This window comes from Burkholderia sp. IT-111MI5 (genome assembly GCF_949752865.1).
GTDB classification, from domain to species: Bacteria; Pseudomonadota; Gammaproteobacteria; order Burkholderiales; family Burkholderiaceae; genus Burkholderia; species Burkholderia pyrrocinia_C.
In genome coordinates, this window is record NZ_CATKIF010000012.1 from 26214 (window position 1) to 49709 (window position 23496).

Consider the following 23496-nt stretch of genomic DNA (forward strand, 5'->3'; position numbering starts at 1 on the left):
CTGATATGGGCAGGATACTGTGTAAGTCGCATGGCGCATCCGGAGTGGTACATGTTTCGAGCGATATCGCGGCCGACATGAAAAAGGACGGTGTCCGGTTGGAGATGTTCCGGTACGACATCGACTGGCTGGGAGATGGGCTCCCCGACATCTCATACTTCGTCTCGACGGATATCGCGCAACGGTTCGGGTTGCCGGAGCCTGGTGACGCGCCATTTGGCTCAGATTTCGAAGAAAAGCATGCGGCTGTCTTCGACGGGCTGACCGCTGTTTGCGAAAAGTGCTTTGACGAATATCTGAGAAGAGCCGCCTGACCGGCTCGGCAATTCCGGCGCAACCCGGATGGTTGAGGCATGTGCAGGTGTTCGTCCGGTACGGCGGGCGCTATGCGCATCGCCGTGATCTCGCGGTGAGCATTGCCGTCATCTTCATTCCCGAGCAGTGCGTCGGATCGAAGTTCGCGTCGATCCGACAGCGTTTCGATTGATGCGCATCGAGCCGATCGATCCACAACAACAGCCGACCGATCTCACAGGCGTGGAATTGGCATAATCACGGTTTGCCGCCGCGATTTCACGACCACTGCGACGCATTCACCCAGTTTCAACCGCAATACTCATGTCGATCTCCACCGCGACCGAAGTGTCGCTGAAACACATTCTCGAACACCCCGGCGATTTCTCCGGATGGCTCTACCTCCCGCCGATGCCGTGGACGCCCGATACCGAGGGCGCATTCTCCGACGACACGAAGGACGCTGACGAAGACACGGCGCCCGTCATCGCAACCCAACCCGGCTGGCAGATCACATTGAACAGCTCAACGATCGAGGACATCGTGATCAACGCGCATGACCAGATCGACGAACCTACGCTTGCGCAGTTGTTCGATGCGTTCGTGTTCTACGTCGAAAACGACGCATTCATTCTTTTCTGACGACGCGCAACGAGCGCGCCGAAACAAAAAAAGGACCGCTCAGCGGTCCTTTTCCTCATGAGGCGACGCTCTCGCGAAGCACCCATCAAGGCAACGAAATCGTCAAATTAGCCGACTCCGGCCCCACCTTGATCACCTGCGAATAAGGCGCGAGCGCCTGCAGCGTCTTGTCCTTCAGATACGAGTTGAGTCCGAGGAACCCAAGCAGCGCAACCAGCGCAAACACCGCCCCGATCGCCCAAACCGGCACCTCGCGCTTCAACCGGTGCGCGATCTGATCCGGCAACGGCCAATGCGGTGCAAACGGCGCCCGCTTGCCCTTCATATGCGCGATCTCGTCCCCCAGCCGCGCCGTCAGATAAGCGAGCTTCTCCGGCCCCTCGAGCAGATACTTCCCCTGGAACCCGAGCAGCAGGCACATATGAAACACCTCGAGCGACTGCAGCCGCGCCGCGCCTTGCGCACGACATTCCTCGAGATACTGAAAGAACTTCTCGCCCGCCAACTGCTCGCCGAACAGCACGAGCTGCAGCGGCCGGCGCTCCCAGTCCGTGCGGATCTTGTACTGCGACGACAGCACCATCTCGTCGATGGCCGCGCAGAACGCGAACTTCGCGGCGTACACATCCTCGGCGGCGATATTCAGCTTCTTCGCGCCGCGCTCGAAATCCGACAGGAATTCCTGGATCCGCGTGCTGAACTCGCTCGCGCTGTCCGGCTCGCGGCCGTTCTTGAGCAGGAACAGCATGAAGAAGCCGTCGTACAGCAAGTCGAGCAGCGAACGGGCCTGGAACGCGGAGTCCGTCGACGCCGGGGTATGCATGGGTGCCGGCGCGTTGTCGCCGAACAGGGAAGGCGCGTAGCTCATGATGTGACCGCGATCAGTTCGAACTTCAGGTCATTGATGCCAGTCGGCGCATAGATCATCGCGGACTGGGCCTGCAGCATGCGCTCGTACAGCGCGCCGCGCGAATCGAGCGAGAAATAGCATGCGCCGGGCCGCACCGGAATCGCGGGCGGCACCTGCGGCGTGTACGACAGCCGCACGCCGGGCATCGCCGACAGCACGAGCTTGTCGACGTCGTCGGGGGCACCGACCTTGAAGCGGGCCGGCACGGCATCGACGAGCTCGACGCTCGGCATGTCCGCGGACACCGCCAGGTAGAACTCGGTCTTGTCGTCGATCTTGCCCGAATCGAGGCGGCCGAGGTGGAACGACGGACGCACCTCGTCGAGCGTGATCGCGAAGTAGCGTGTCGAGATCACGGTGTCGAGCAGTTCGCGCAGCATCAGGTCGAGACGTGCAAAACTCGGCCCCGGATCGTCGTGGCGGTACACGGGCAGGTCGGCGAGCGTATAGCCCTTCGAGAACGTCATCAGCTGGCCCGCGAGGCGCAGCAGTTCCTGGAACAGCCGCTCAGGATGCAGCGCCGCGTGCTGGTGCAGGTGCGCGAGCGTCGCGAACGCGGCGTTCGCGGTATGCAGCAGCCAGAACGACGCGATGTCACCCGAGCGGAATTCGATGATGTTCTTCGACGGCTCGCGGTGGAACCCGTACAGCGCGTTCACCTTCGCCTGCAGCGCGTCGACCAGCTGGCGCAGCCGCTGGTGCAGGATCGGCGACGCGTCGATCGCGAGGCACGGCGGCACGAAGCTGTCGTCGATCTCGAAACCGGACGTCGCAGTGCGGCGCACGCGCACGAGCGGCACCGACAGCAACTGGTCGCGCGGTTCGCTGTGCGCGATCAGCTTGACCTGCGTCTTCAGGAACGTGATGTCGGCTTCGGCCGCGTCGGTGAAGTTGTCGGCGACGCTCGTCTGCTCGCTGACGAAGCGCGTCATGAAGCCTGCGGCCGGATCGTCGCTGTAGTTGGTGCCGTTCTCGCGCAGCGGGTGCAGCGCGAGATAGAACACGAATTCGTTGATGCCGTCGGGCAGCGTGTCCAGCGCGATCGGCGGCGGCAGGTCGTCGGCCTGCGGCGCGGCATACAGCGCGCCGTCCGGGAACACGAGCGCGAGATCGGCAACCCGCAGCACGTTGCTGCCGAGTGCGTCGCGGTCGATGCGCACGGAGCGCACGCCCCAGTTGTACGGCTGGATCGCCTGGATGGACTCGAACAGGCGCGCCTCGTGGTACGCGTCCTGTCGCTGAAAGTGTTGAGGCCGGAGGAACAGCCCTTCCCCCCACAGCACCTTGGCCGAATAACTCATGTCAAATCCGGTTAATGTGGCGTTGCGATGTAATCGATTTGTTCGTGCCCGAATTAAATCGCCAATTGTTAACTCTTGTTAATTGACATTCGTGCGTCATGTTTAACCGCAGGACACCGAGGAAAGCATATTCAGCGGTTGTGAAGGCGCACCCTGTTGCGGTGCGATGACGGTGCCGTCGGTGACCGTCATCGCGCAATTATGCAGGCCGATGATTATGCCGGATTTCTCCGACTTCGCCGGATCGAACGTCAGTTTCCATCGTTGCAGTGCGGGATCGCGGAACAGCGCGACGATGCCGAATGCCTGCGCTTCGCGCGAGACTTTTTCGGTCGCCGTATAGCGCTGGCCCGGAATCAGCGTGATTTCACGCACATTCAGCAGGTCGGCGCCGAGCGCGGCCTTTTCCTTGGTCGGATCGGTAAACGCGTCGAACGGCGCCTGCTGGAACGACGTCGGATCCTTCAGCGCGTAGAGCCGCACGACGAGCGCGAGCGGCTTGTGGTCGGTCGCGGCATTCAGGTTCGGCGCGGCGGCGAGCGTGATCCCGAGATTGCGCGGCGGCTTCTGCGAGTCCGGCAGCTCGGGCTTGCCGATGCCGGCGGCCTGCATCACGGCGCTTGCGGCCGAGCCGAGCAGCGGGGCGGCCGCGCATCCGGCCAGAAGGGCGCAGGCAACCAGCGGCAGCGCGTAGCGAATCATGGACGATCTCATCGTGTTTCCGGCGTGCCGCCTTTATCCCTGTCAAAACTGCCGGGTATTTCCGCGTTCGCCGCGCATCCCCGACATTGAATCGCTCAACTATTAAGCACGCCTGCGTCGCGGCAAGCGCCCGGAAATTTTTTCCGCCACCCGGGCGGCGCGTCGTGCGGCCAGTAAAACTTGCGCATCCCGGCCGAAGGAAAAACCGCCGCGAGCCCGCAGCGAGAGGTCATTCGAGGGGGTAGCGCCCGGTTTTAAAAGGAATTACTCTTCACACGACGATTGAATTATGAAAAATTGATCGGTACTATACCCGCGCGCTTCTTGCAAAGCAAAAGAACCAGATTCTCAACGATTTTAAAACTCACGCGCCGGTGGATATAACGATGAAAGACCGTCTCTTCGCAAAACTGTCTGGGGTAGTGCTGGCTTGCGGCGTGATCGCCGGCTGTGCGAGCCAGTCGACCACGCCGCCGAGCGCCGAGGTTTTCAACAAGTCGCTGGCCGATGCGGACGCCGTTGCGAAGTCGGGTGATCAGGACAAGGCCCTCGGCCTGTACCAGCAGCTCGCGAAGTCGGATCCGACGCGCGAGGAGCCGTGGTCGCGCATCGCGCAGATCCAGTTCGCACAGAACCACTACGGGCAGGCGATCGTCGCCGCCCAGGAAGCGCTGCAGCGCGACGCGACCGACCGGCAGGCGAAGAGCGTGCTGGCCGTCGCCGGCCTGCGGATCGCGACGCAGTCGCTCGGCGAATTGCGCCAGGATGCGTCGCTCGCGGGCGACGCGAAGTCGGACGCGCAGACGCTCGCGAAGCAACTGCGCGACACGCTGGGCGAATCGGCGCTGTTCCCGCCGGAGCAGAAATCGCAAACGAAGAAGATCCGCCGCCCGATTCACCGCCCGAAGGTGGCAGCCGGCGCGGCGGCACCGGCGGACAGCGGCGCCACGACGCCGCCTCCGCCCCCGCCGACGTCGAGCGGCAGCGCGCCGCAGAAAGGCGGCGCCGACCCGTTCAGCGCGCTGCGCAACTGACGCGAAAGCAACTGACGCGAAAACCACAACTAACCTGGGAGCCGTCGATGGCCAAGAAAGAAAGCATTCAGAAAAGCTTGCAGAAAATACGGCCGCCGCGCGTCCAGCTGACCTATGAGGTCGAGAAGGGCGACGCGATCGAGGTGAAGGAACTGCCGTTCGTCGTCGGGGTCGTCGGCGATCTGGCGGGCCAGTCCGAAATCGAGCAGCCGAAGCTGCGCGACCGCAAGTTCGTCAATATCGACCGCGACAACTTCGACGACGTGATGAAGGCGATCGAGCCGCGTGCCGCGTTCCAGGTGGAAAACCGCCTGAGCCCGGAAGGCGGCAAGTTCGCGGTCGACCTGAAGTTCCGCTCGCTGTCGGATTTCAGCCCGGACGAAGTCGTCGAACAGGTCGAGCCGCTGCGCCGCCTGCTCGAGGCGCGCTCGAAGCTCGCCGACCTGCGCAACAAGCTCGCCGGCAACGACAAGCTCGAGGATCTGCTGTCCGAGGTGCTGAAGAACACGCAGCAGCTGCAGGAGCTCGCGAAGGGCACCGGCGGCGACAAAGACGGCGAATGACGACGGAGTGTTGAGATGAACCAGCAAACGGCTGCGGCCCAAGCCAGCGGCGCGGAATACGCCGCCGGGACCTCGTTGCTCGACGACATCGTCGAGAAGAGCAAGGTCGCGAAATCCGATTCCGAACATGCGCGTGCGAAGGACCTGATCGGCGAACTCGTGCACCAGGTGCTCGACGGCACGGTGATCGTGTCGGACAACCTGTCGGCCACGATCGACGCGCGCGTCGCGGAACTCGACCGCCTGATCTCGACGCAGCTTTCCGCGGTGATGCACGCGCCGGAATTCCAGCGCCTCGAAAGCACGTGGCGCGGGATGGATTACCTGGTCAAGGAAAGCAATACGGGCCAGACGATCAAGATCAAGGCGCTGCACGCACCGAAGCGCGACCTCGTGCGCGACTTCAAGGGTGCGAGCGAGTTCGACCAGAGCGCGCTGTTCAAGAAGGTCTACGAAGAAGAATTCGGCACGTTCGGCGGCTCGCCGTTCGGTGCGCTGATCGGCGATTACGAGATCTCGCGCCAGCCGGAAGACATGTACTTCATCGAGCAGATGTCGCACGTCGCGGCGGCCGCGCACGCGCCGTTCATCGCGTCGGCGTCGCCCGAGCTGCTCGGCCTCGAGTCGTTCTCCGACCTCGGCAAGCCGCGCGATCTCGGCAAGGTGTTCGATACCGTCGAATACGCGAAGTGGAAGTCGTTCCGCGACGCCGAGGATTCGCGCTACGTCGGCCTGACGCTGCCGCGCTTCCTCGGCCGCCTGCCGTTCAATCCGAAGGACGGCCAGACCGCGGAGAACTTCAACTTCGTCGAGGACGTCGACGGCACCGAGCACGACAAGTACCTGTGGTGCAACGCCGCGTGGGCGTTCGCTGCGCGCCTGACGGCCGCGTTCGACGACTTCGGCTGGTGCGCGGCGATCCGCGGCGTCGAAGGCGGCGGCCTCGTCGAGGACCTGCCGACCCACACGTTCAAGACCGACGACGGCGAAGTCGCGCTGAAGTGCCCGACCGAGATCGCGATCACCGATCGCCGCGAGAAGGAGCTGAGCGACCTCGGCTTCATCCCGCTCGTCCATTGCAAGAACTCAGATTACGCCGCGTTCTTCGCTGCGCAGTCGGTGCAGAAGCCGAAGAAATACAGCACCGACAGCGCGAATGCGAACGCCGTCCTGTCCGCCCAGCTTCAGTACATCTTCTCGGTATCGCGCGTCGCGCACTACCTGAAGGCGATGATGCGGGACAAGATCGGCAGCTTCGCATCGGCGCAGAACGTGGAGACTTTCCTCAACCGGTGGATTTCGCAGTACGTCCTGCTCGACGACAACGCCTCGCAGGAACAGAAAGCGCAATTCCCGCTGCGCGAGGCATCCATACAAGTGTCGGAGATTCCGGGCAAGCCGGGCTCGTATCGTTCGGTCGCATTCCTGCGCCCGCACTTTCAGCTCGACGAACTCTCGATTTCTCTGCGACTTGTCGCTGATCTGCCCAAACCGGCAAATTCATAAGCGAGTAAATCGCCCGGGCGGGCCGCCTGGGTAGGACGTTAAAACCACCTCTTTGGGGAGTCGAAGGGCCATGTTACATATGCACTTGCAGTTTGGTAGTCCGGCGGTGAAGGGCGAATCCGCGGACAAAGACCATCAGGGCTGGATCGAACTGAAATCGTGGGATCACTCGATCGTTCAGCCGCGTTCGGCAACCGCATCGACCGCTGGCGGTCACACGATGACGCGTTGCGAGCACGGCGACATGATTTTCACGAAGGAAATCGATTCGTCGAGCCCGCTGCTGTACCAGCACGCTTCGGGCGGCACCACGTTCGACGAGGTGACGGTCCATTTCTCGCGCGCAGACGGTGAAGGCAAGCGCGTGCAGTATCTGGAAGTCAAGCTCAAGTACGTGATCATCTCGAGCATCGCCCCGAGCGTTCGCGAAGAAGGTCTGCCGCTCGAGACGTTCTCGCTGAAGTACGCGGCCGTGCAGTGGAAGCAAACCCAGCAGAAGATCGGCGGCAACCAGGGCGGCAACACGCAGGGCGCCTGGAGTCTGACGAAGAACGACAAGACCTACGCGGTCTAAGGTCGGTTGCGGCAACGGGGCGCACGGCGTCCCGTTGCCGTTTTCGTAGTTCATACCGGCCGATGAAACGATTCGAACCCAGTTTTCTCGACAAGCTGTTCGACGACGAACCGCACCTGCCGGCCTCGGCAGCGATGCGGCAATTGTCGCTGGACGAGCTCAAGACCACGGTCGCCCGCGACGTCGAGGCGATCCTCAACACCCGTATCGCGCACACCGAGAACGAGCTGGCCGCGCTGCCGGAATGCCAGAAATCGGTGCTGACCTACGGGCTGAACGATTTCGCGGGGCTGAGCCTCGCGAGTCACTACGACCGCGCGTTCATCTGCAAGTCGATCCAGCAGGCCATCGCGCGCCATGAGCCGCGCCTGCAGCAGGTACAGGTGACGTTCGAGCTGAACGAGCAGGCGACCAATGCGCTCTACTTCGCGATCCAGGCGCTGCTCGTCGTGCACCCGGCCGAGGAGCCGGTGAATTTCGACGCGATGCTGCAGCCGTCGACGCTGCAGTACTCGGTCACGCGCGCACGCGCCGCGAGAATGCAGTAAATCAAGCCGCCGAGCGGGCCGGACCGCCCGGTGGTCGATCAGGTCCGGCAGGAAATATTGAGGTTCGGGGTCGTCGATGGAAGAATTGCTGCCGTATTACGAGCGCGAATTATCGTTTTTGCGGCGCTATTCGCGAGATTTCGCCGAACGCTATCCGAAGATCGCGGCGCGGCTCGCGTTGTCCGGCGAGCATTGCGAGGATCCGCACGTCGAGCGGATGATCGAGTCGTTCGCGCTGCTCGGCGCGCGCATCAACAAGAAGCTCGACGACGACTACCCCGAATTCACCGAAGCGCTGCTGGAAGTGCTGTATCCGCACTACCTGCGGCCGTTCCCGTCGTGCTCGATCGCGCAGTTCACGCCGGCGTCGCCCGGCCAGCAGACCGAGCCGGTCGTGATCGGCCGCGGCACCGAGCTGAAGAGCCGCCCGATCCGCGGCGTGCAGTGCCGCTTCCGCACCGCCTACGACGTGACGCTCGCGCCGATCCGCATCTCGGAAGCGCGCTACACGCCGGTCGCGCTCGCGCCGAGCGCGACGGTGCTGCCGTCCAACGCGACGGGCGTGATCTCGATCACGTTCGAGTCGCTCGCTGCGCAGCTCGATCTCGGCGCGCTGAAGGTGCCGACGCTGCGCGCGCATCTGCACGGCGAGCAGTCGTTCGTCGCCGCGCTGACCGACTGCCTGTTCGTCAACGTGCTCGGCGCGTATGTCGAGCCCGAACGCAACGGCCGCTGGACCGCGCTGCGCAAGCTGCCGATCGAGCAGGCCGGCTTCGACGAAGACGACGCATTGATCGATTACCCGGCGAAATCGCATCCCGCGTATCGCCTGCTCACCGAATACTTCGCGTTCCCCGACAAGTTCGATTTCGTCGATTTCGACCTCGCGGCGATCGCGCGCGCGTCGGGCCGCTGCCAGCGCGCGACGCTGCATCTGGTGCTGCAGGACGTGCGCAGCGATTCGCACGTCGCGCGGCTGCTCGAGCTGCTGACGGCAAGCCACTTCCGGCTGTTCTGCACGCCGATCGTCAACCTGTTCCGGCAGCACGGCGAGCCGATCCGCATCACGCACCGCGCGGTGTCCTACCCGGTGATCGCCGAGGCGCGCCGCGCGTTCGCGTACGAGGTGTACTCGATCGACTCGGTGAAGCTCGTCAGGCAGCAGGCGCATGAGGAATCGGTGATCGAGTTCCGGCCGTTCTATTCGCTGCATCACGGCGAAGCGGCGCGGATCGGTCACTACTGGTTCGCGCGCCGCAACGACTGGGTCGCGCAGAAGAGCCCCGGCTACGAAACCGAGATCTCGATCGTCGACATCGACTTCGAGCCGACGTCGCCGCAGACCGACACGCTGAGCCTCGACCTCACCTGCACGAACCGCGACTTGCCGGCGATGCTCGCGTTCGGCCTCGAAGGCGGCGACCTGTTCCAGGAAGGCGGCGCGCAGACCAGCGGCATCTCGATGCTGCGCCGCCCGACGCAGAGCGTGCGCTTCGAGCGCGGCCGCGCCGCGCACTGGCGGCTCGTGTCGCACCTCGCGCTCAATCACGTGTCGCTGGTCGCGCACGGCCTCGCGCCGCTGAAGGAAATGCTGACGCTGTACGACCTGCGACGCACGGCCGTGTCGATGCGCCAGATCGACGGCCTCGCCGGCATCGAGCAGCGCGGCGCGGTGCAGTGGCTGCCCGGCAAGCCGTTCGCGACCTTCGTGCGCGGCATCGAGATCCGCCTGACGATCGACGAGGAACACTTCGTCGGCGCGAGCCTCGCGTCGTTCGTGCGCGTGCTCGACAGCTTCTTCGGGCTTTACGTCCACCTCAACAGTTTCGTTCAACTAGTCGTCGTGTCGAAACGCACCGGCGAGGAGATCATCCGATGCAAGCCCCGGACCGGCGAATCGATCCTGGCGTAGTCGACGCGCTGCTCGACGAGCCGCACCGCTTCGAATTCTTCCAGGCGGTGCGCGTGCTCGAAGGGCTGTTCGCGCGGCAGGCGTCGGATGCCCCCGGCGCATGGCGGCAGGGCGATGTGGTCGCGCAACGCATCGAATTCCGCAACACGCTGTCGCTCGGTTTTCCGCCGAGCGAGATCGAGGGCGCGCGCTCGTTTGGCGACGACGGCACGCTGCTCGATTCGGGCGAGCAGCGCGGTGCCGCGCTCGCGGCCGGCGAGCTCGGCCACGTCGAGCTGACGCCCGCGTTCTTCGGGCTGCTCGGCGGGCAGGGCGCGCTGCCGCTGCACTACACCGAGCAGATCGTCGCGCGCGAGCACCTGAAGCGCGACCACGCGGCGCGTGCGTTCTTCGACGTGTTCTCGAACCGCGCGACCGCGCTGTTCTATGCGGCGTGGAAGAAATACCGGCTGCCGTTCCACTACGAGCTCGACCGCGACGAGCGCTACCTGCCGCTGCTGCTCGCGATCGCGGGCGTGCCGAGCGACGAGGTGCGCGACAGCCTCGCGGCCGGCGCGGGCGGCGTGCTCGACGAAGCCGTTGCCGGCTACGCGCTGGCCGCGCGGCACCGGCCGATGTCGGCCGCGTACCTGCAGCGCACGCTGTCCGACTATTTCCGCGTGCCGGTGAAGATCGACCAGTTCGTCGGCAAGTGGTACGACGTGCCGCCCGACCAGTTGAGCGTGCTCGGCGAGGTCAACGCGGTGCTCGGCGCGACGGCGCTGGTCGGCGAACGCGTGTGGCAGCGCGACATGCGCGCGCGGATCGTCGTCGGCCCGCTGTCCAAGCGCGACTACGAGGCGTTCCTGCCCGGCGGCGCGCACGCCGTCGCGCTCGAACGGATGCTGACGCTGCTCGCCGGCGTCACGCTCGAATACGAGGTGAAGCTGGTGCTGAAGCGCACCGAGGTCGGCGCGAGCGTGCTCGGCGCGGGCTCGCGGCTCGGCTGGGACGCGTTCCTCTGCACGCGCGACGCGATCGAGGATCGCTCGGACGCCCGCTACGAACTGCACGTGATTCACTGATTCCTAACGACAACAAACACGCAATCGAACCTGAGATCGACGCCATGAGCACGCCTCTGAAGACCCTGATCACGAAACTGAACCCGCTGTGCCGGCACGCGGCCGAGCGCGCGGCGAGCGCGTGCCTGGCGCGCGGCCACTACGAGGTCGATCTGGAGCACCTGTTCCTCGCGTTGCTCGAGGAGCCGGCGGGCGACCTGCCGCTCGCGCTGCGCGCGAGCCGCGTCGATCCGCATGCGCTGCGCGCGGATCTCGAGCGCGAGCTGACGCGCCTGAAGACCGGCAACACGCGTACGCCGGTGTTTTCGGTGCACCTGATCGCGCTGTTCGAACAGGCGTGGCTGATCGCATCGCTCGATTCGCAGCTCGGCCGCATCCGTTCGGGGCACCTGCTGCTCGCGCTGCTGACCGCGCCGGATCTCGCGCAGTTCGCGCAGCGGATGTCGTCGCAGTTCGCGGAAGTGAACGTGACGGACCTGAAGCACAAGTTCGACGAGATCGTGGCAGGGTCGAGCGAAGCCGAGCCGCGCCAGGCCGATACCGACGACGGCGGCTTGGCGCCGGCCGTCGACGGTGCCGCACCCGCGGCCGGCCCGTCGAAGACGCCCGCGCTCGACACGTACACGACCAACCTCACGCAGCGCGCGCGCGACGGCAAGATCGATCCGGTGATCGGCCGCGAAGCCGAGATCCGCCAGGCGATCGACATCCTGATGCGCCGCCGCCAGAACAACCCGATCATGACCGGCGAGGCCGGTGTCGGCAAAACCGCGGTCGTCGAGGGCCTCGCGCTGCGGATCGCGGCCGACGACGTGCCGCCGCCGCTCTCCGGCGTCGCGCTGCACGTGCTCGACATGGGGCTGCTGCAGGCCGGCGCGAGCGTGAAGGGCGAGTTCGAGAACCGGCTGAAGAGCGTGATCGACGAAGTGAAGAAGAGCGCGCATCCGATCATCCTGTTCATCGACGAGGCGCACACGATCATCGGCGCGGGCGGCCAGGCCGGCCAGAACGATGCGGCGAACCTGCTGAAGCCGGCGCTTGCGCGCGGCGAGCTGCGCACGATCGCCGCGACGACGTGGAGCGAATACAAGAAGTACTTCGAGAAGGACGCGGCGCTCGCGCGGCGCTTCCAGGTCGTGAAGGTCGAGGAGCCGAGCGAGCCGCTCGCGGCCGCGATGCTGCGCGGCATGTCGGGCCTGATGGAGAAGCACTTCAACGTGCGGATTCTCGACGACGCGATCACCGAGGCCGTGCGCCTGTCGCACCGCTACATCAGCGGCCGCCAGCTTCCCGACAAGGCGATCAGCGTGCTCGACACCGCATGTGCGAAGGTCGCGCTCGCGCACAGCGCGACGCCGGCCGCGATCGACGACACGAAGAAGCGCATCGAGCGGATCGATGCGGAAATCGCGTCGCTGGAACGCGAGGCAGCGGGCGGCGCGCCGCACGACGAGCGGCTCGGCGAGCTGCGCGGCGCGCGCGACACGGCGCTGGAGCAACTCGCAAAGGACGACGCGCGCTACGAAGCCGAGCGTGCGATCGTCGCCGAGATCACCGAATTGCGCGACACGCTCGACAAGGCGCGCGGCCCGTCCGAGGACGGCCAGCCGGTCGACGTGCAGGCGACGCGCGACAAGCTCGCGGAGCGCGTCGCGGCGCTGCACGCGCTGCAGGGCGGCGAGCCGATGGTGCCGCTGCAGGTGGACGGCCACGTCGTCGCCGAGATCGTCGCCGCGTGGACGGGCATTCCGCTCGGCCGGATGGTGAAGGACGAGATCGACACCGTGCTGAACCTGCAGCCGCTGCTGACCGCGCGCGTGATCGGCCAGGACCACGCGCTCGACGCGATCGCGCAGCGCGTGCGCACCGCGACCGCGAACCTCGAGGATCCGAACAAGCCGCGCGGCGTGTTCATGTTCGTCGGGCCGTCGGGCGTCGGCAAGACCGAGACGGCGCTCGCGCTGGCCGACATCCTGTACGGCGGCGAGCGCAAGATGGTCACGATCAACATGAGCGAGTACCAGGAAGCGCACAGCGTGTCGGGCCTGAAGGGCTCGCCGCCCGGCTATGTCGGCTACGGCGAAGGCGGCGTGCTGACCGAGGCCGTGCGCCGCAACCCGTATTCCGTCGTGCTGCTCGACGAGGTCGAGAAGGCGCACCCCGACGTGCTCGAGATGTTCTTCCAGGTGTTCGACAAGGGCACGATGGACGACGCGGAAGGGCGCGAGATCGATTTCCGCAACACGCTGATCATCCTGACGTCGAACGTCGGCTCGTCAGCGGTGATGCAGGCGTGCCTGAACAAGCCGGCCGAGGAGCTGCCCGATCCGGACGCGCTCGCCGAGACGCTGCGCCCGCAGTTGTACAAGACGTTCAAGCCCGCGTTCCTCGGCCGGATGAAGGTCGTGCCGTACTACCCGATTTCCGACGACGTGCTGGCCGAGATCATCGAGCTGAAGCTCGAGCGGATCCGCCGCCGGATCGACGCGAACCACAAGGCCGCGTTCGAATGGGACGAGTCGCTCGTCGATGCGGTGCTCGCGCGCTGCACCGAGGTCGATTCGGGTGCCCGTAACGTCGACCATATCCTGAACGGCACGCTGCTGCCGGAGATCGCGGGCCACGTGCTCGGCCGGATCGCCGACGGCGCGGCCATCGCGCGCATCGCGGTGCGCGCGGACGAGGCGGGCGAATTCGCCTATACGGTCGAATGAGCCCCCGCGCGCGACATCTGATGCATCAACGGATTCACTGAACCATGCCGATCAATCTCCCCGACCTGCTGACGCCGATCAGCGATGCGTCGCCCAGCGGCGACGACCTACTGTTCTCGAACGAATTCGACGCGATCCAGGACGCGCGGCGCTACGACGATCCGACGCTCGACCAGGGCGAATGGGTGACCGAGATCAAGGAGGCCGACTGGGGCTTCGTCGTCGACCATGCGGGCGAGCTGCTGCGCACGCGCACGAAGGACCTGCGGCTCGCCGTGTGGCTGACCGAGGCGCTCGCGCTCGAGGACGGCGTCACCGGCCTCACCGAAGGCTATGCGCTGCTCGAGGGCCTGTGCCGCGAGTTCTGGGACAGCGTGCATCCACTGCCGGAAGGCGACGACACCGAGTACCGGCTCGGCAACGTCGCGTGGCTGGCCGGCCGCACGGCCGAGCTGCTGCGCGCGGTGCCGTTGACGGACGGCGCGTCGAACGCGTTCAGCACGCTCGACTGGGAAGTGGCGCAGCACGTCGCGCAGTCGATCAAGCGCGACCCCGAACACGCGGACGACATCGCGCGCGGCAAGCCGTCGATCGACCAGATCGATGCGTCGCGGCGCGTGACGTCGATCGCGTTCTACACGGCGCTGCTGGCGAACCTGAAGGCATTCGAATTCGCGCTCGATGCGTTCGAGGAGCGGCTCGTCGAGCGCGCGGGCGATTCGGCGCCGAGCTTCCGGCAGGCGCGCGACGCGTTCGAGACCGTGTACCGGCTCGCCGAGCGCTTTGCGCGCGAGCAGGGCTATACGGGCAGCGCGCCGCACACGCAGGCGGCGCAGCAGGCGCAGCCCGAGCGCATCGAGCCGGTATTCGGCAATTCGATTCAGACCGAGGAGACCCACGTGCAGTCGCAGACCGCTTTGCGTCCTCCGGTGACGCAGATGATCGCCGGCATCCAGAACCGCGCGCAGGCCGTCGACCAGTTGCGTGCGGTGGCGCGTTATTTCCGCCAGACCGAGCCGCACAGCCCGGTCGCGTACCTTGCCGACAAGGCGGCCGAATGGGCCGACATGCCGCTGCACAAGTGGCTCGAGAGCGTCGTGAAGGACGACGGCTCGCTGTCGCATATTCGCGAGCTGCTGGGGGTGAGGCCGGACGAGCAGTCGTGAGCGGCTGCCTGTTGACCTGAGAGCGCGTGCCCGGCGGGCTCGCGGCAGACAAGAACAGGATTGACGCATGAACGTGAGCGAACTGGCACAGGCGATTCGCGGTGGCCTGATTCAGCAGGACCGCCTGCTGAAGGTGGACATTCCGTCGTTACCGAACAATGCGCTCGTGCCGCGTCGGGCCGTGACCCGTTCCGAACTGGGGCGCGATTTCAGCGTCTCGCTCGATCTCGTTTCCACCGCGAGCGACATCGAGCTCAAGACGCTGATCGCGAAGCCGATGACGCTGTGGATCCAGCAGGCGAACCAGTCGTATTTGCCGATCAACGGTTATATCCATACGGCGCGCAGGCTCGGCGCGGACGGCAGCCTGTCGAGCTACCAGCTGACTTTCGCGTCGTGGATGCACTTCCTCAAGTTCCGCAGCGACATGCGGTACTGGCAGGACCAGAGCGTCGACGCGATCCTCGCCGATGTGTTCGACGCGCATCCGCAGGCCAAGGGGTGGTATCAGTTCGCGCTGTCGAAGCCATTGCCGTCGCGCTCGTACTGCCGTCAGAGCGAAACCGACTGGAACTTCGTGCATCGCCTGATGGAAGACGAAGGGCTGTTCGGTTTCTGGCGGCATAGCGAGGACGGCAACGCGCACACGCTCGTCGTGACCGATGACCTGCATGCCGTCGATGAACTGTCGCCGAAAACCGTCAGGTTCGACCACTCGGGAACGGGTAGCGAAACCGCCGGCTTCACGCAATGGGCAGCGTCGCGGACCTTGCAGAGCACGTTGCATACGACGCGTACGTTCGACTATAAGTCGCCGTCCTCGCCGGGCAACCCGAACGGCACGACGTTGCCGACGAAGGCCGGTCAAGGGGATCTGCCGGGCCAGGCCGAAATCTACGAATACACCGGGGCGTATACGTATGCAGGCCAGGACCGCGGCGAACATCTGTCGAAGATTCGCCTCGAAGAATGGGAGTCGCGCGCGAAGCGCTTCTTCGGCGTGGGCGACGTGCGCGGGATCGACGCCGGCCGGCGCTTCACGCTGGCGGATCACCCCGAGCACGACCGCGATGCGGCGCAAGACCGGGAATTCGCGGCATTGAAGGTGTCGCGGTACATCGAGAACAACCTGCCGATCTCGGACCGCGAAGCGAATTTTCCGCACAGCCTCCAGGATCGGCTTGCGCAGGTGAAAGCCGGCCACGGTGAGGCGGCCGCATTCGAAGTCGGGCATGACGACGGTTCGGCCGGGTTCTATCTCGTCGAAGTCGAAGCGCAGCGCGCGGCCGTGCCGTATCGCAGCCCGTTCGAGCACCGGAAGCCCGCGATGCAGCTCGAAACGGCCGTCGTCGTCGGGCCGAAAGGCGAGGAGGTCTACACGGACGCACTGAACCGGATCAAGGTCATGTTCGTCTGGGACCGGCAGAGCGACGGTCGCGAAAACGCGTCGTGCTGGGTGCGCGTCGTGCAGTCGGATACCGGCGGCGGTTATGGTGGCGTTCATATTCCGCGGGTCGGCGAGGAGGTGATGATCGGCTACATCGGCGGGGACTGCGACCGGCCGATCGTGATGCATCGCGTCTACAACGGCGCCGCCAAGCCGCAGTGGCATAGCGATGGAATCCTGTCGGGCTTCCGGTCGAAGGAGTATGCGGGATCGGGTCACAACGAGATGGTGCTCGACGACGCGACCGGGCAGAACCGGGCGCGCCTGTTCAGCAGCAGCGCGAATTCGCTGCTGCATCTCGGCTATCTGATCGAACAGAGCGGCAACACGCGCGGCGCATATCTCGGCTCGGGTTTCGACCTGCGCACGGATGCTTACGGTGCGGTGCGTGCGGCACAAGGGCTGTATGTCACGACGCATCCGAAGCAGGCGAACAGCCAGCCGCTCGATGTGAGCGAAGCGCAGCAGCAGCTCGCCAATGCCGACGGGTTGCTCGAGTCGATGTCGCAGGTCAGTGAAATGCATCAGGCCGAAAGCCTCGGTGCCGGGCACGATGCGCTGAAGCAATTCGCCGATGCCACGAAGAACAGCGTGGCGGGTGCGTCGTCGGGCGGCAGGACCGCCGGCGGCGGGACGGGGAGTGTGAATGCGTTCAAGGAGCCGGTGATGCTGTTCGCGAGCCCGGCGGGGATCGGGATGGCGTCGCAGCAGAGCGTGCACCTGTCTGGCGATCAGCAGGCCAACATCGTCAGCGGCCAAAGCACCTTCATCACCAGCGGGAAGTCGTTGATCGCCGGTATCAGGGATCGCATCAGCCTGTTTGCCCAGAATGCCGGGATCAAACTGTTCGCGGGCAAGGGCAAGGTCGAGATTCAGGCGCATGCGGACAGTATCGAGATGACCGCGCAGAAGGTCGTCAAGATCGTGTCGTCGACCGAGAACGTCGACGTGGCCGCCAAACAGGAGATCCTGCTGACCTCAGGCGGCGCGTACGTGCGGATCAAGGGCGGCAACATCGAGATTCACGCGCCGGGGAAGATCGACATCAAGGGCGCCCAGCACGCATTCAGCGGCCCGACGAGCATGCCGTATCCGCTGCCCGCCATGCCGGGCGGCACGTGCAAGCAATGTGTGCTGAATGCGCATAGCGGGCGCGAATCGATGGTCGAGGCGGATTGATGGGTGACGTGAGCAACATCGGCAACGCGGGCGATGGGAGCGATGCAGCCGACATGAGCGAGGCCGTCGACGCCGCGCCGAATCCGCGGGAGCCGGAATGGCCGGCATTTCTGGAGGCGCTGAAGGCGTCGCTGACGGGCGAGACCAGCGAGGGCCGGCCGATGCGACTGTACGCGATCGTCGATACGCGCGGTTATCAGGAGCTGGATACGCAGCTCGTGACGGTGCACGGCCTGCGCTACGCGTCGCTCTGGACGGATACCGGTCTCGACGCCTATACGGATATCGCACCGTACCTGATTGCCTTCGACCGCCAGGCACTCGACGACGAGGGAGGCGAGCAACATCGGCTGCTGCGCCAGCTGTGGCTGGATGCGGTCGATCTGCACGCGGTGACGTGGCTGTGGTCGACGTGGTCGTTCGATGCGCTCGATGCGCATCTGCACAGATATGTGAAGTACGCGCTGCCGAACGGTCGCGCGTATTACCTGTTCTTCTTCGACAATCATGTATTCGGACGGCTACGGCTGGTGTGGAGCGATACGCAGGCGCAGCAGTTCGCTGCGCCGTTCGGCGAGATCCGCTATCGCAATCGGCGGCTTGAGGAGGTCGTGTGGCGCAACGATGCGCCGGCGTCTGCCGGGGCCGCGCAGGCAGGCGATGTGCAGGGCTTGAGCGAAAAGCAGCATGCGCAACTGATCGAACTCGGCTATCCGGACAAGCTCGTGCTGAAGTTTCGCGAGACGATGGCGGCGGCGGTCGATCACCTGTCCGATGGCGAACTGTACGAGCAGGTTGTCGAGCAACTCGATCGCGCAGCGGGGCACGGGATCTCCGGCGAAGCGGAGCTGCTCTGCTACGTGGTGATGGGCGTGCAGGTTGCACCGAAGTTCGACGAGCATCCGGCGGTCAAGGCGAGCCTCGAAGCGGCGTCACGCGGGGAAACCGGCGTCGACACGGCGCTGATGACGATCGACGATGCGACGTGGGATGCGATTCGTGATGCGCATGAGCGGGAATTGCTGGAGGCGCGCGGTGGCGTGGCGTAGGTCGGTGCTGGCGGTGGGCCTGGTTGCGGTCGCTTTGAGCGCGTGCGGGAAATCGGAGCCGGTGTATAGCGGGATTTCGGTGATCGCTCACAACTATCTGCCGTACAACCTGGATGGATTTACGATCAGCGATGCTTACGGAAACAAGGCGGGTGGTGGGAATAGCTTGCCGGGTGGCGGAGGGGGAGTGACTTGTTGCTACAAGCTCCAAGGTACTGAGTTCACGGTCAAATGGAACTATGTCGACGTCGACCAGTGGCACAAAGGTAACGAGGAGACGCTTCACGCCGAGGCAAAGGTCGTAATGCCGCCATCGCAGGCACCGGAGAAGGTGGGCGATCGAATTATCGAGGTTCATTTTTACCCCGATCGTCACGTCGAGCTGCAGTTTCCCGGCGCACTGATGGATGCGTCACGCATTCCGATGATCAATGTGTCACGTTGGATGTCGAGCCACTATCAGGCGCAGTTGAGCAAACGATACGACGAGCGTGACGATCAGCAGTTTCGCCGCATTGTCCGCGTGGTAGCGATGGCATGGTTGAAATACCGCCTCACCGATCTCGACGATCTGCAGCAGTACGCGTACTACAACCTACTCGTGAACAGCCGGTTCGATGCGCATCCTGAGGTTCAGCGCGTCCTGCAGTCAACCACCGGCAAGCCGGGGATGTTCGCGAAGTCGATGCAGTCGCTGCCGAAGCGCGTGTTGTCCGTGTTGGCAAACGACGAGTTCGAAGCGGCGGCGGTGCCGGCGATATCCGATGGCTTGCTGCCACCGCCGCATGCGGCGGATGTAGAGCAATGAGATTGCCGATTCTGGTGAGTCGTGTTCTGGCAGGGGGCTTGCTCGCGGTGGCCGTGACTGCATGCAGGAAGTCGGAACCGACATACAGCGGGATTTCCGTCATTGGCCGGAATTATCTGCCGTACAACATGAGTGGCTTCACCATTACCGATGCATTTGGAAACAAGGCGAGCGGAGGTGGCGACGACCCACCGGGAGCGGGGGGCGGTAGCGTGAAATGTTGCTACAAGCTCAAGGGCACGGAATTTTTCGTCAAGTGGAACTACTACGATGTCGACCAATGGCACAAAGGGGACAAGCAGATGTTCCACGGCGAGACGAAAGTGTCGATGCCGCAGTCCCAGTTGCCCGACGAGGTGGGTTCCCGAATTCTCGAAGTGCATTTCTTCCCGGACCGGCATGTCGAGTTCCAGCTTCCCGGCAAGATCCTTGACGATTCAAGCCTGCCGATAGTCGATGTCGTGAGATGGATGAAGCAGTATCAGGCGCAACTGGACAAGCGATACGACGAACGCGAAGACCAGCAGTTTCGTCGTATTGCCCGTATCGTTGCGTCTGCGTGGTTGAAATACCGTCTGACCGATCGTGACGATCTGGAGCAGTACACGTACTTCGGTTTGCTCGTAAACAGCCGATTCGATGCCCATCCCGGGGTTCAACGCAGCTTGCAGACGGCGGCCGGTCAGCCGGGTGCGTTCGCGAAGGCAATGCAATCGCTGCCGAAGAATGTGCTGTCCGCGTTGACGAGCAACAACTTCGAACCCGTGACTGTCCCGCTGATTCCGGACGGCTTGCTGCCGCCGCCGCGTGCGGAGGCGGCGCGGCATAGCTGATTGCGTCGGGAGCGGTTCGGGCAATGAGAGGCGGAGGCGCCTGACGACACAGGTGAGCGATACCGATGCAATCGATACGTCGGCAGGGCATGCTGGGCAATATTCGGAAGGAAAACATCAGTGAATAGAGCAATGAGATTTTCGAGTCTGATGAGTCGTGTTCTGGCAGGGTGCCTGCTCGTGATGGCCATGGCGGCATGCGGCAAGTCGGAGCCTACATACAGCGGGATTTCGGTTATGGCCCAGAACTATCTGCCCTATAACCTGGATAAATTCACGATCACCGATGCTTATGGCAACAAGGCTAGCGGCGGTGGCGACAGCATGCCGGGTGGCGGTGGGGGCGTGACTTGTTGCTATCAGCTCAAGGGGACCGATTTCACCGTCAAATGGGACTACTACGACGTTGACCAGTGGCATAAGGGGGACGAACAGACGTTTCACGCCGAAGCAAAGGTTGCGCTGCCTCCGTCAAAGGTTCCGGAGAATGTGGGCACCCGAATTCTTGCGGTTCATTTTTATCCGGATCGTCACGTTGAGCTTCAGTTTCCCGGCGCGCCGACGGATGACTCGCGTATTCCGATGATTGATGTGTCTCGCTGGGTTGCGAGTCACTACCAGGGGCAGTTGAACAAGCGATACGACGAGCGCGAGGATCAGCAGTATCGTCGCATTGCGCGCATTGTCGCCGCTGCGTGGCTGAAATACCGGCTAACCGATGTCAACGATCTTGAGCAGTACGCGTATTTCGATCTACTCGTGAATAGCCGATTCGACACGCACCCCGAGGTCCAGCAGATACTGAAAACTACCGGTAGCAAGCCCGGTTCGTTCTCGAAGTCGATGCAAGCGCTGCCACAGAGCGTTTTGTCTGAACTGAAAAGCGATAAATTCAAGGCGGTTGCGGTGCCGGCCGTTCCCGTGGGGCTCTTGCCGCCGCCGCGGGCAGAGGAGAAAAACCATGGCTGAGAAAATCAAGCTCGACCCGGACGATACGACTCCAACATCGGTGTACATACAGGTTGCCCGCCAAAACGCGACCATGTATCCGAAGGGCGATTGCCTGCCGTGCGGAGCAACGATACGCATGGGATTCTTCTTTGATGCATTTGGCCGCAATCGTGACATTGACGATTCGGCGAGCTCTCAGTACTCGAACATTTCGCGGCTCTGGGAAGCACATCGTGAAATGAAGGACGAGCGACGGCCTGTGAACCAGTTCTGGTATCGCTACTATTACTCGGGCCTGGGTACACCGCTGAACAACGACAGCGATACCGACGCTGTGGGCAATGCAGTCAAGGCTGCAGCCATGATAGGGGCGAAGAAAGCCGTTGGTGCTGCAAAAAAGATTGGCGAGTCATATGCGCGAGTCAAGGCGCCGATTGATCAGGCCGACCTTGGCAAGCGCGCCAAGGCGGCGGGGATGGAGATTCTCGGGGGGGACTTTTCATTCCGGCCAATCGAGAAAGCATTCGAGGATTTCCGCAAGGATATCGAACGCATTCCCGCACAGGCACGGCGCATCACGAACGTGCTGAACGCGTCGCCGGAACGACTCTGGGAACGGACCAAGGCTACCGGCAGGCTACTGTGGCGCAACGCCAAGAATGACGCCAAGGCCAATATCAGGGGTAACCCGATCAAGACGGCATTGGCGGTTGCACGCGGCCTTTTCGTCGGACTGGTGATGGAGAATGTGCCGATCGCACGTGACAACGCGGTCATGGCAGAAGTCTTCGGAACGGGTGTCGATACCCGCCTTATCGCTGCGAAAAAACAGTTCGAGGCTGCATACAAAGAAGTGAAACAGAAGATGCCAAAGATCCGCGTCATTGAGGTATCGGTGTTCGGCGCGGATCGCGGCTGCGTACTGGCTCGGGCGTTCGTCAACGATCTGGCAGAGAAGTACAAGCGCAGGGACGATACAGATCTGGCAATCGACGGCGTCTCCATTCAAATCAAGTTTGTCGGTTTATTCGACGCAGTTTCGTCGATCATGTCGGAAGAGGCTGGCGAACTGATCGGAATGGTGCCTTATATGGGCCTGATCAAACCAAACTATAAAGACCGCCACCTTGGCATACCCGCGAGCGTGCAGCGCTGTGTTCATTTCGCTGCTGCTCATGAAATGCGTTTCTATCAGCGCCTTGACAGTCTGGAAAAGACGCGCGGCGAGCAGTTTCTTTATCCTGGAACGAGTTGCGATGTCGTTGGCGGTGCGGTGAGTGGTTCGCTCGGTCTGAATGCGGAGCTGATGAGGATACCGCTTCGCGACATGCTGCTGGAGGCACTGAAGGCCGGTGTGGCGATAGACATGATGGAGGATCTGTACCTCCATAAGCGAAAGACCTTTGACAAGTTTTCGATCGCTCACCCCATCAACTGCGACGGCAAGCAATACCGCATCAAGCAACTCGTCGACGCCTACCGCGCACTCATCCCTCGCAAACCTGGTGTCGATTTCGTCGAGCACTCGAAAGTATTCCTGCGCTGGATTGCCGTCCGCTACCAGGACCCCGAGTTCCGTCGCACGATGTCCGATCCGGTTGCCGACTGGAAGCGAAACATGTCCGACGCCGACCTGCAGCGCAAGACGGCGAAGTCTCAGCTCGACTGGGAACTGCAGCGGCAAGGCATCAACATGAGCATGCTGGCCAGCCGCAGCCAGGCCGACCAGGCGACGTTGCGCGGAATGAAAGCGGCCAGCGACGCGGCGCAGAAGCGTTACGAAAAGCTGATCGCGGAAGCACCGAAGGACTACACGACCGTGTGGGAGCGACTTCACAAGGAGTCGGAAAAGATGCTGCGCCGCGCGTCCCTTCAGGACGGCCTGCGGCAATCTGCGGAGCGCATCCGCAACATGCCGGATTCGTGGGATTCCAACAACAAGGCGAGCGCGGATGCGGTCGAGGCGTTCATGCTACCCGAAGCCCAGATGGAGCTCGTGTCGGCCTGGAAGGAAGGGATCGACGGCAAGCACCCGCTTCCGCCGGACGTGATGGCGCTATTCGACATGCTCGTCCACGATACGTTGCTGACGAGCTGGCAGGACCACGTGCTCGCGCCGTCGCTGTACTTTCGCACGCGGGACAAGGACGAATTCGGCTCGTCCGATATCGAAAAGGAAGCAAAGAAGCGCAAGAAGGACGATCTTGCAGCCGCGCGTATCGACCAGGCTGCCAAGCAAAGCCAGGAGTGGGCGAGGGGCTACAAGGGGGGCGCAACCCCCACCCATTGAGGGCCGTTC

Annotated in this window: 20 protein-coding genes; 17 read left to right on the plus strand and 3 right to left on the minus strand. The window is 63.6% G+C overall.

Annotated elements, in window-relative coordinates:
- Positions 1-5: 5 nt before the first annotated feature.
- Together ACM6JT_RS14730 and ACM6JT_RS14735 are read left to right on the plus strand one after the other, a co-directional pair.
- Positions 6-314, plus strand: coding sequence for a hypothetical protein (locus tag ACM6JT_RS14730; RefSeq protein ID WP_034183671.1), 309 nt, complete (start codon positions 6-8; stop codon positions 312-314).
- A 304-nt stretch (positions 315-618) separates the two neighbouring features.
- Positions 619-936 (plus strand): hypothetical protein, encoded by a 318-nt coding sequence (locus tag ACM6JT_RS14735; protein ID WP_034183672.1) that lies wholly within the window; start codon positions 619-621, stop codon positions 934-936.
- Positions 937-1021: 85 nt separating this feature from the next.
- Here ACM6JT_RS14735 and icmH read toward each other — a convergent pair whose 3' ends face one another.
- The 3 genes from icmH to tssJ all read right to left on the minus strand — a co-directional run bounded on the left by icmH (position 1022) and on the right by tssJ (position 3861).
- Positions 1022-1804: a type IVB secretion system protein IcmH/DotU gene (gene icmH / locus ACM6JT_RS14740; RefSeq protein ID WP_034183673.1), complete on the minus strand. Its 783-nt coding sequence runs from the start codon at positions 1802-1804 to the stop codon at positions 1022-1024.
- Positions 1801-3147, minus strand: coding sequence for a type VI secretion system baseplate subunit TssK (gene tssK, locus ACM6JT_RS14745; protein ID WP_034183674.1), 1347 nt, complete (start codon positions 3145-3147; stop codon positions 1801-1803). Before tssK ends, icmH begins: the two co-directional genes overlap by 4 nt.
- Positions 3148-3249: 102 nt before the next feature.
- The gene (gene tssJ / locus ACM6JT_RS14750) at positions 3250-3861 is read right to left on the minus strand and encodes a type VI secretion system lipoprotein TssJ (RefSeq protein WP_034183675.1); all 612 of its coding nucleotides are present in this window, start codon (positions 3859-3861) and stop codon (positions 3250-3252) included.
- 374 nt (positions 3862-4235) lie between these two features.
- On the opposite strand from tssJ, the gene ACM6JT_RS14755 reads away from it, so the two are divergent.
- The 15 genes from ACM6JT_RS14755 (at position 4236) to ACM6JT_RS14825 (ending at position 23487) form a co-directional block, all read left to right on the plus strand.
- The gene (locus tag ACM6JT_RS14755) at positions 4236-4883 is read left to right on the plus strand and encodes a tetratricopeptide repeat protein (protein WP_072442952.1); all 648 of its coding nucleotides are present in this window, start codon (positions 4236-4238) and stop codon (positions 4881-4883) included.
- A gap of 47 nt (positions 4884-4930) precedes the next feature.
- Positions 4931-5446: a type VI secretion system contractile sheath small subunit gene (gene tssB, locus ACM6JT_RS14760; protein WP_006484395.1), complete on the plus strand. Its 516-nt coding sequence runs from the start codon at positions 4931-4933 to the stop codon at positions 5444-5446.
- A gap of 15 nt (positions 5447-5461) precedes the next feature.
- Positions 5462-6952 (plus strand): type VI secretion system contractile sheath large subunit, encoded by a 1491-nt coding sequence (tssC, locus tag ACM6JT_RS14765; protein WP_039320274.1) that lies wholly within the window; start codon positions 5462-5464, stop codon positions 6950-6952.
- A 70-nt stretch (positions 6953-7022) separates the two neighbouring features.
- Positions 7023-7526, plus strand: coding sequence for an Hcp family type VI secretion system effector (locus tag ACM6JT_RS14770; RefSeq protein ID WP_006477093.1), 504 nt, complete (start codon positions 7023-7025; stop codon positions 7524-7526).
- Between the two features lie 62 nt (positions 7527-7588).
- On the plus strand, positions 7589-8074 hold the full coding sequence (tssE, locus tag ACM6JT_RS14775) for a type VI secretion system baseplate subunit TssE (protein ID WP_034183677.1): 486 nt from the start codon (positions 7589-7591) through the stop codon (positions 8072-8074).
- Between the two features lie 76 nt (positions 8075-8150).
- Entirely contained in the window at positions 8151-9986 is a 1836-nt protein-coding gene (tssF, locus tag ACM6JT_RS14780) for a type VI secretion system baseplate subunit TssF (RefSeq protein WP_105392229.1), read from the plus strand.
- Entirely contained in the window at positions 9950-11050 is a 1101-nt protein-coding gene (tssG, locus tag ACM6JT_RS14785; protein ID WP_034183679.1) for a type VI secretion system baseplate subunit TssG, read from the plus strand. Before tssF ends, tssG begins: the two co-directional genes overlap by 37 nt.
- 44 nt (positions 11051-11094) lie before the next feature.
- The gene (tssH, locus tag ACM6JT_RS14790; RefSeq protein ID WP_414856756.1) at positions 11095-13764 is read left to right on the plus strand and encodes a type VI secretion system ATPase TssH; all 2670 of its coding nucleotides are present in this window, start codon (positions 11095-11097) and stop codon (positions 13762-13764) included.
- A 44-nt stretch (positions 13765-13808) separates the two neighbouring features.
- Entirely contained in the window at positions 13809-14930 is a 1122-nt protein-coding gene (gene tssA, locus ACM6JT_RS14795) for a type VI secretion system protein TssA (RefSeq protein WP_407971115.1), read from the plus strand.
- A gap of 67 nt (positions 14931-14997) precedes the next feature.
- A complete protein-coding gene (locus tag ACM6JT_RS14800; RefSeq protein WP_414856757.1) occupies positions 14998-17556 on the plus strand; it encodes a type VI secretion system Vgr family protein in 2559 nt (852 codons plus the stop codon).
- Entirely contained in the window at positions 17556-18605 is a 1050-nt protein-coding gene (locus tag ACM6JT_RS14805; RefSeq protein WP_051983800.1) for a DUF4123 domain-containing protein, read from the plus strand. The genes ACM6JT_RS14800 and ACM6JT_RS14805 overlap by 1 nt, the downstream gene beginning before the upstream one ends.
- On the plus strand, positions 18565-19413 hold the full coding sequence (locus tag ACM6JT_RS14810) for a DUF3304 domain-containing protein (protein WP_152603991.1): 849 nt from the start codon (positions 18565-18567) through the stop codon (positions 19411-19413). The genes ACM6JT_RS14805 and ACM6JT_RS14810 overlap by 41 nt, the downstream gene beginning before the upstream one ends.
- Positions 19410-20246 carry a hypothetical protein gene (locus ACM6JT_RS14815; RefSeq protein ID WP_414856758.1) on the plus strand — a complete coding sequence of 279 codons (837 nt, stop codon included), beginning with the start codon at positions 19410-19412 and terminating at the stop codon, positions 20244-20246. Before ACM6JT_RS14810 ends, ACM6JT_RS14815 begins: the two co-directional genes overlap by 4 nt.
- A gap of 132 nt (positions 20247-20378) precedes the next feature.
- Positions 20379-21215, plus strand: a complete 837-nt coding sequence (locus ACM6JT_RS14820; protein ID WP_034183684.1) for a DUF3304 domain-containing protein — start codon at positions 20379-20381, stop codon at positions 21213-21215.
- The gene (locus tag ACM6JT_RS14825) at positions 21208-23487 is read left to right on the plus strand and encodes a phospholipase effector Tle1 domain-containing protein (protein ID WP_034183685.1); all 2280 of its coding nucleotides are present in this window, start codon (positions 21208-21210) and stop codon (positions 23485-23487) included. The genes ACM6JT_RS14820 and ACM6JT_RS14825 overlap by 8 nt, the downstream gene beginning before the upstream one ends.
- Positions 23488-23496: the final 9 nt, after the last annotated feature.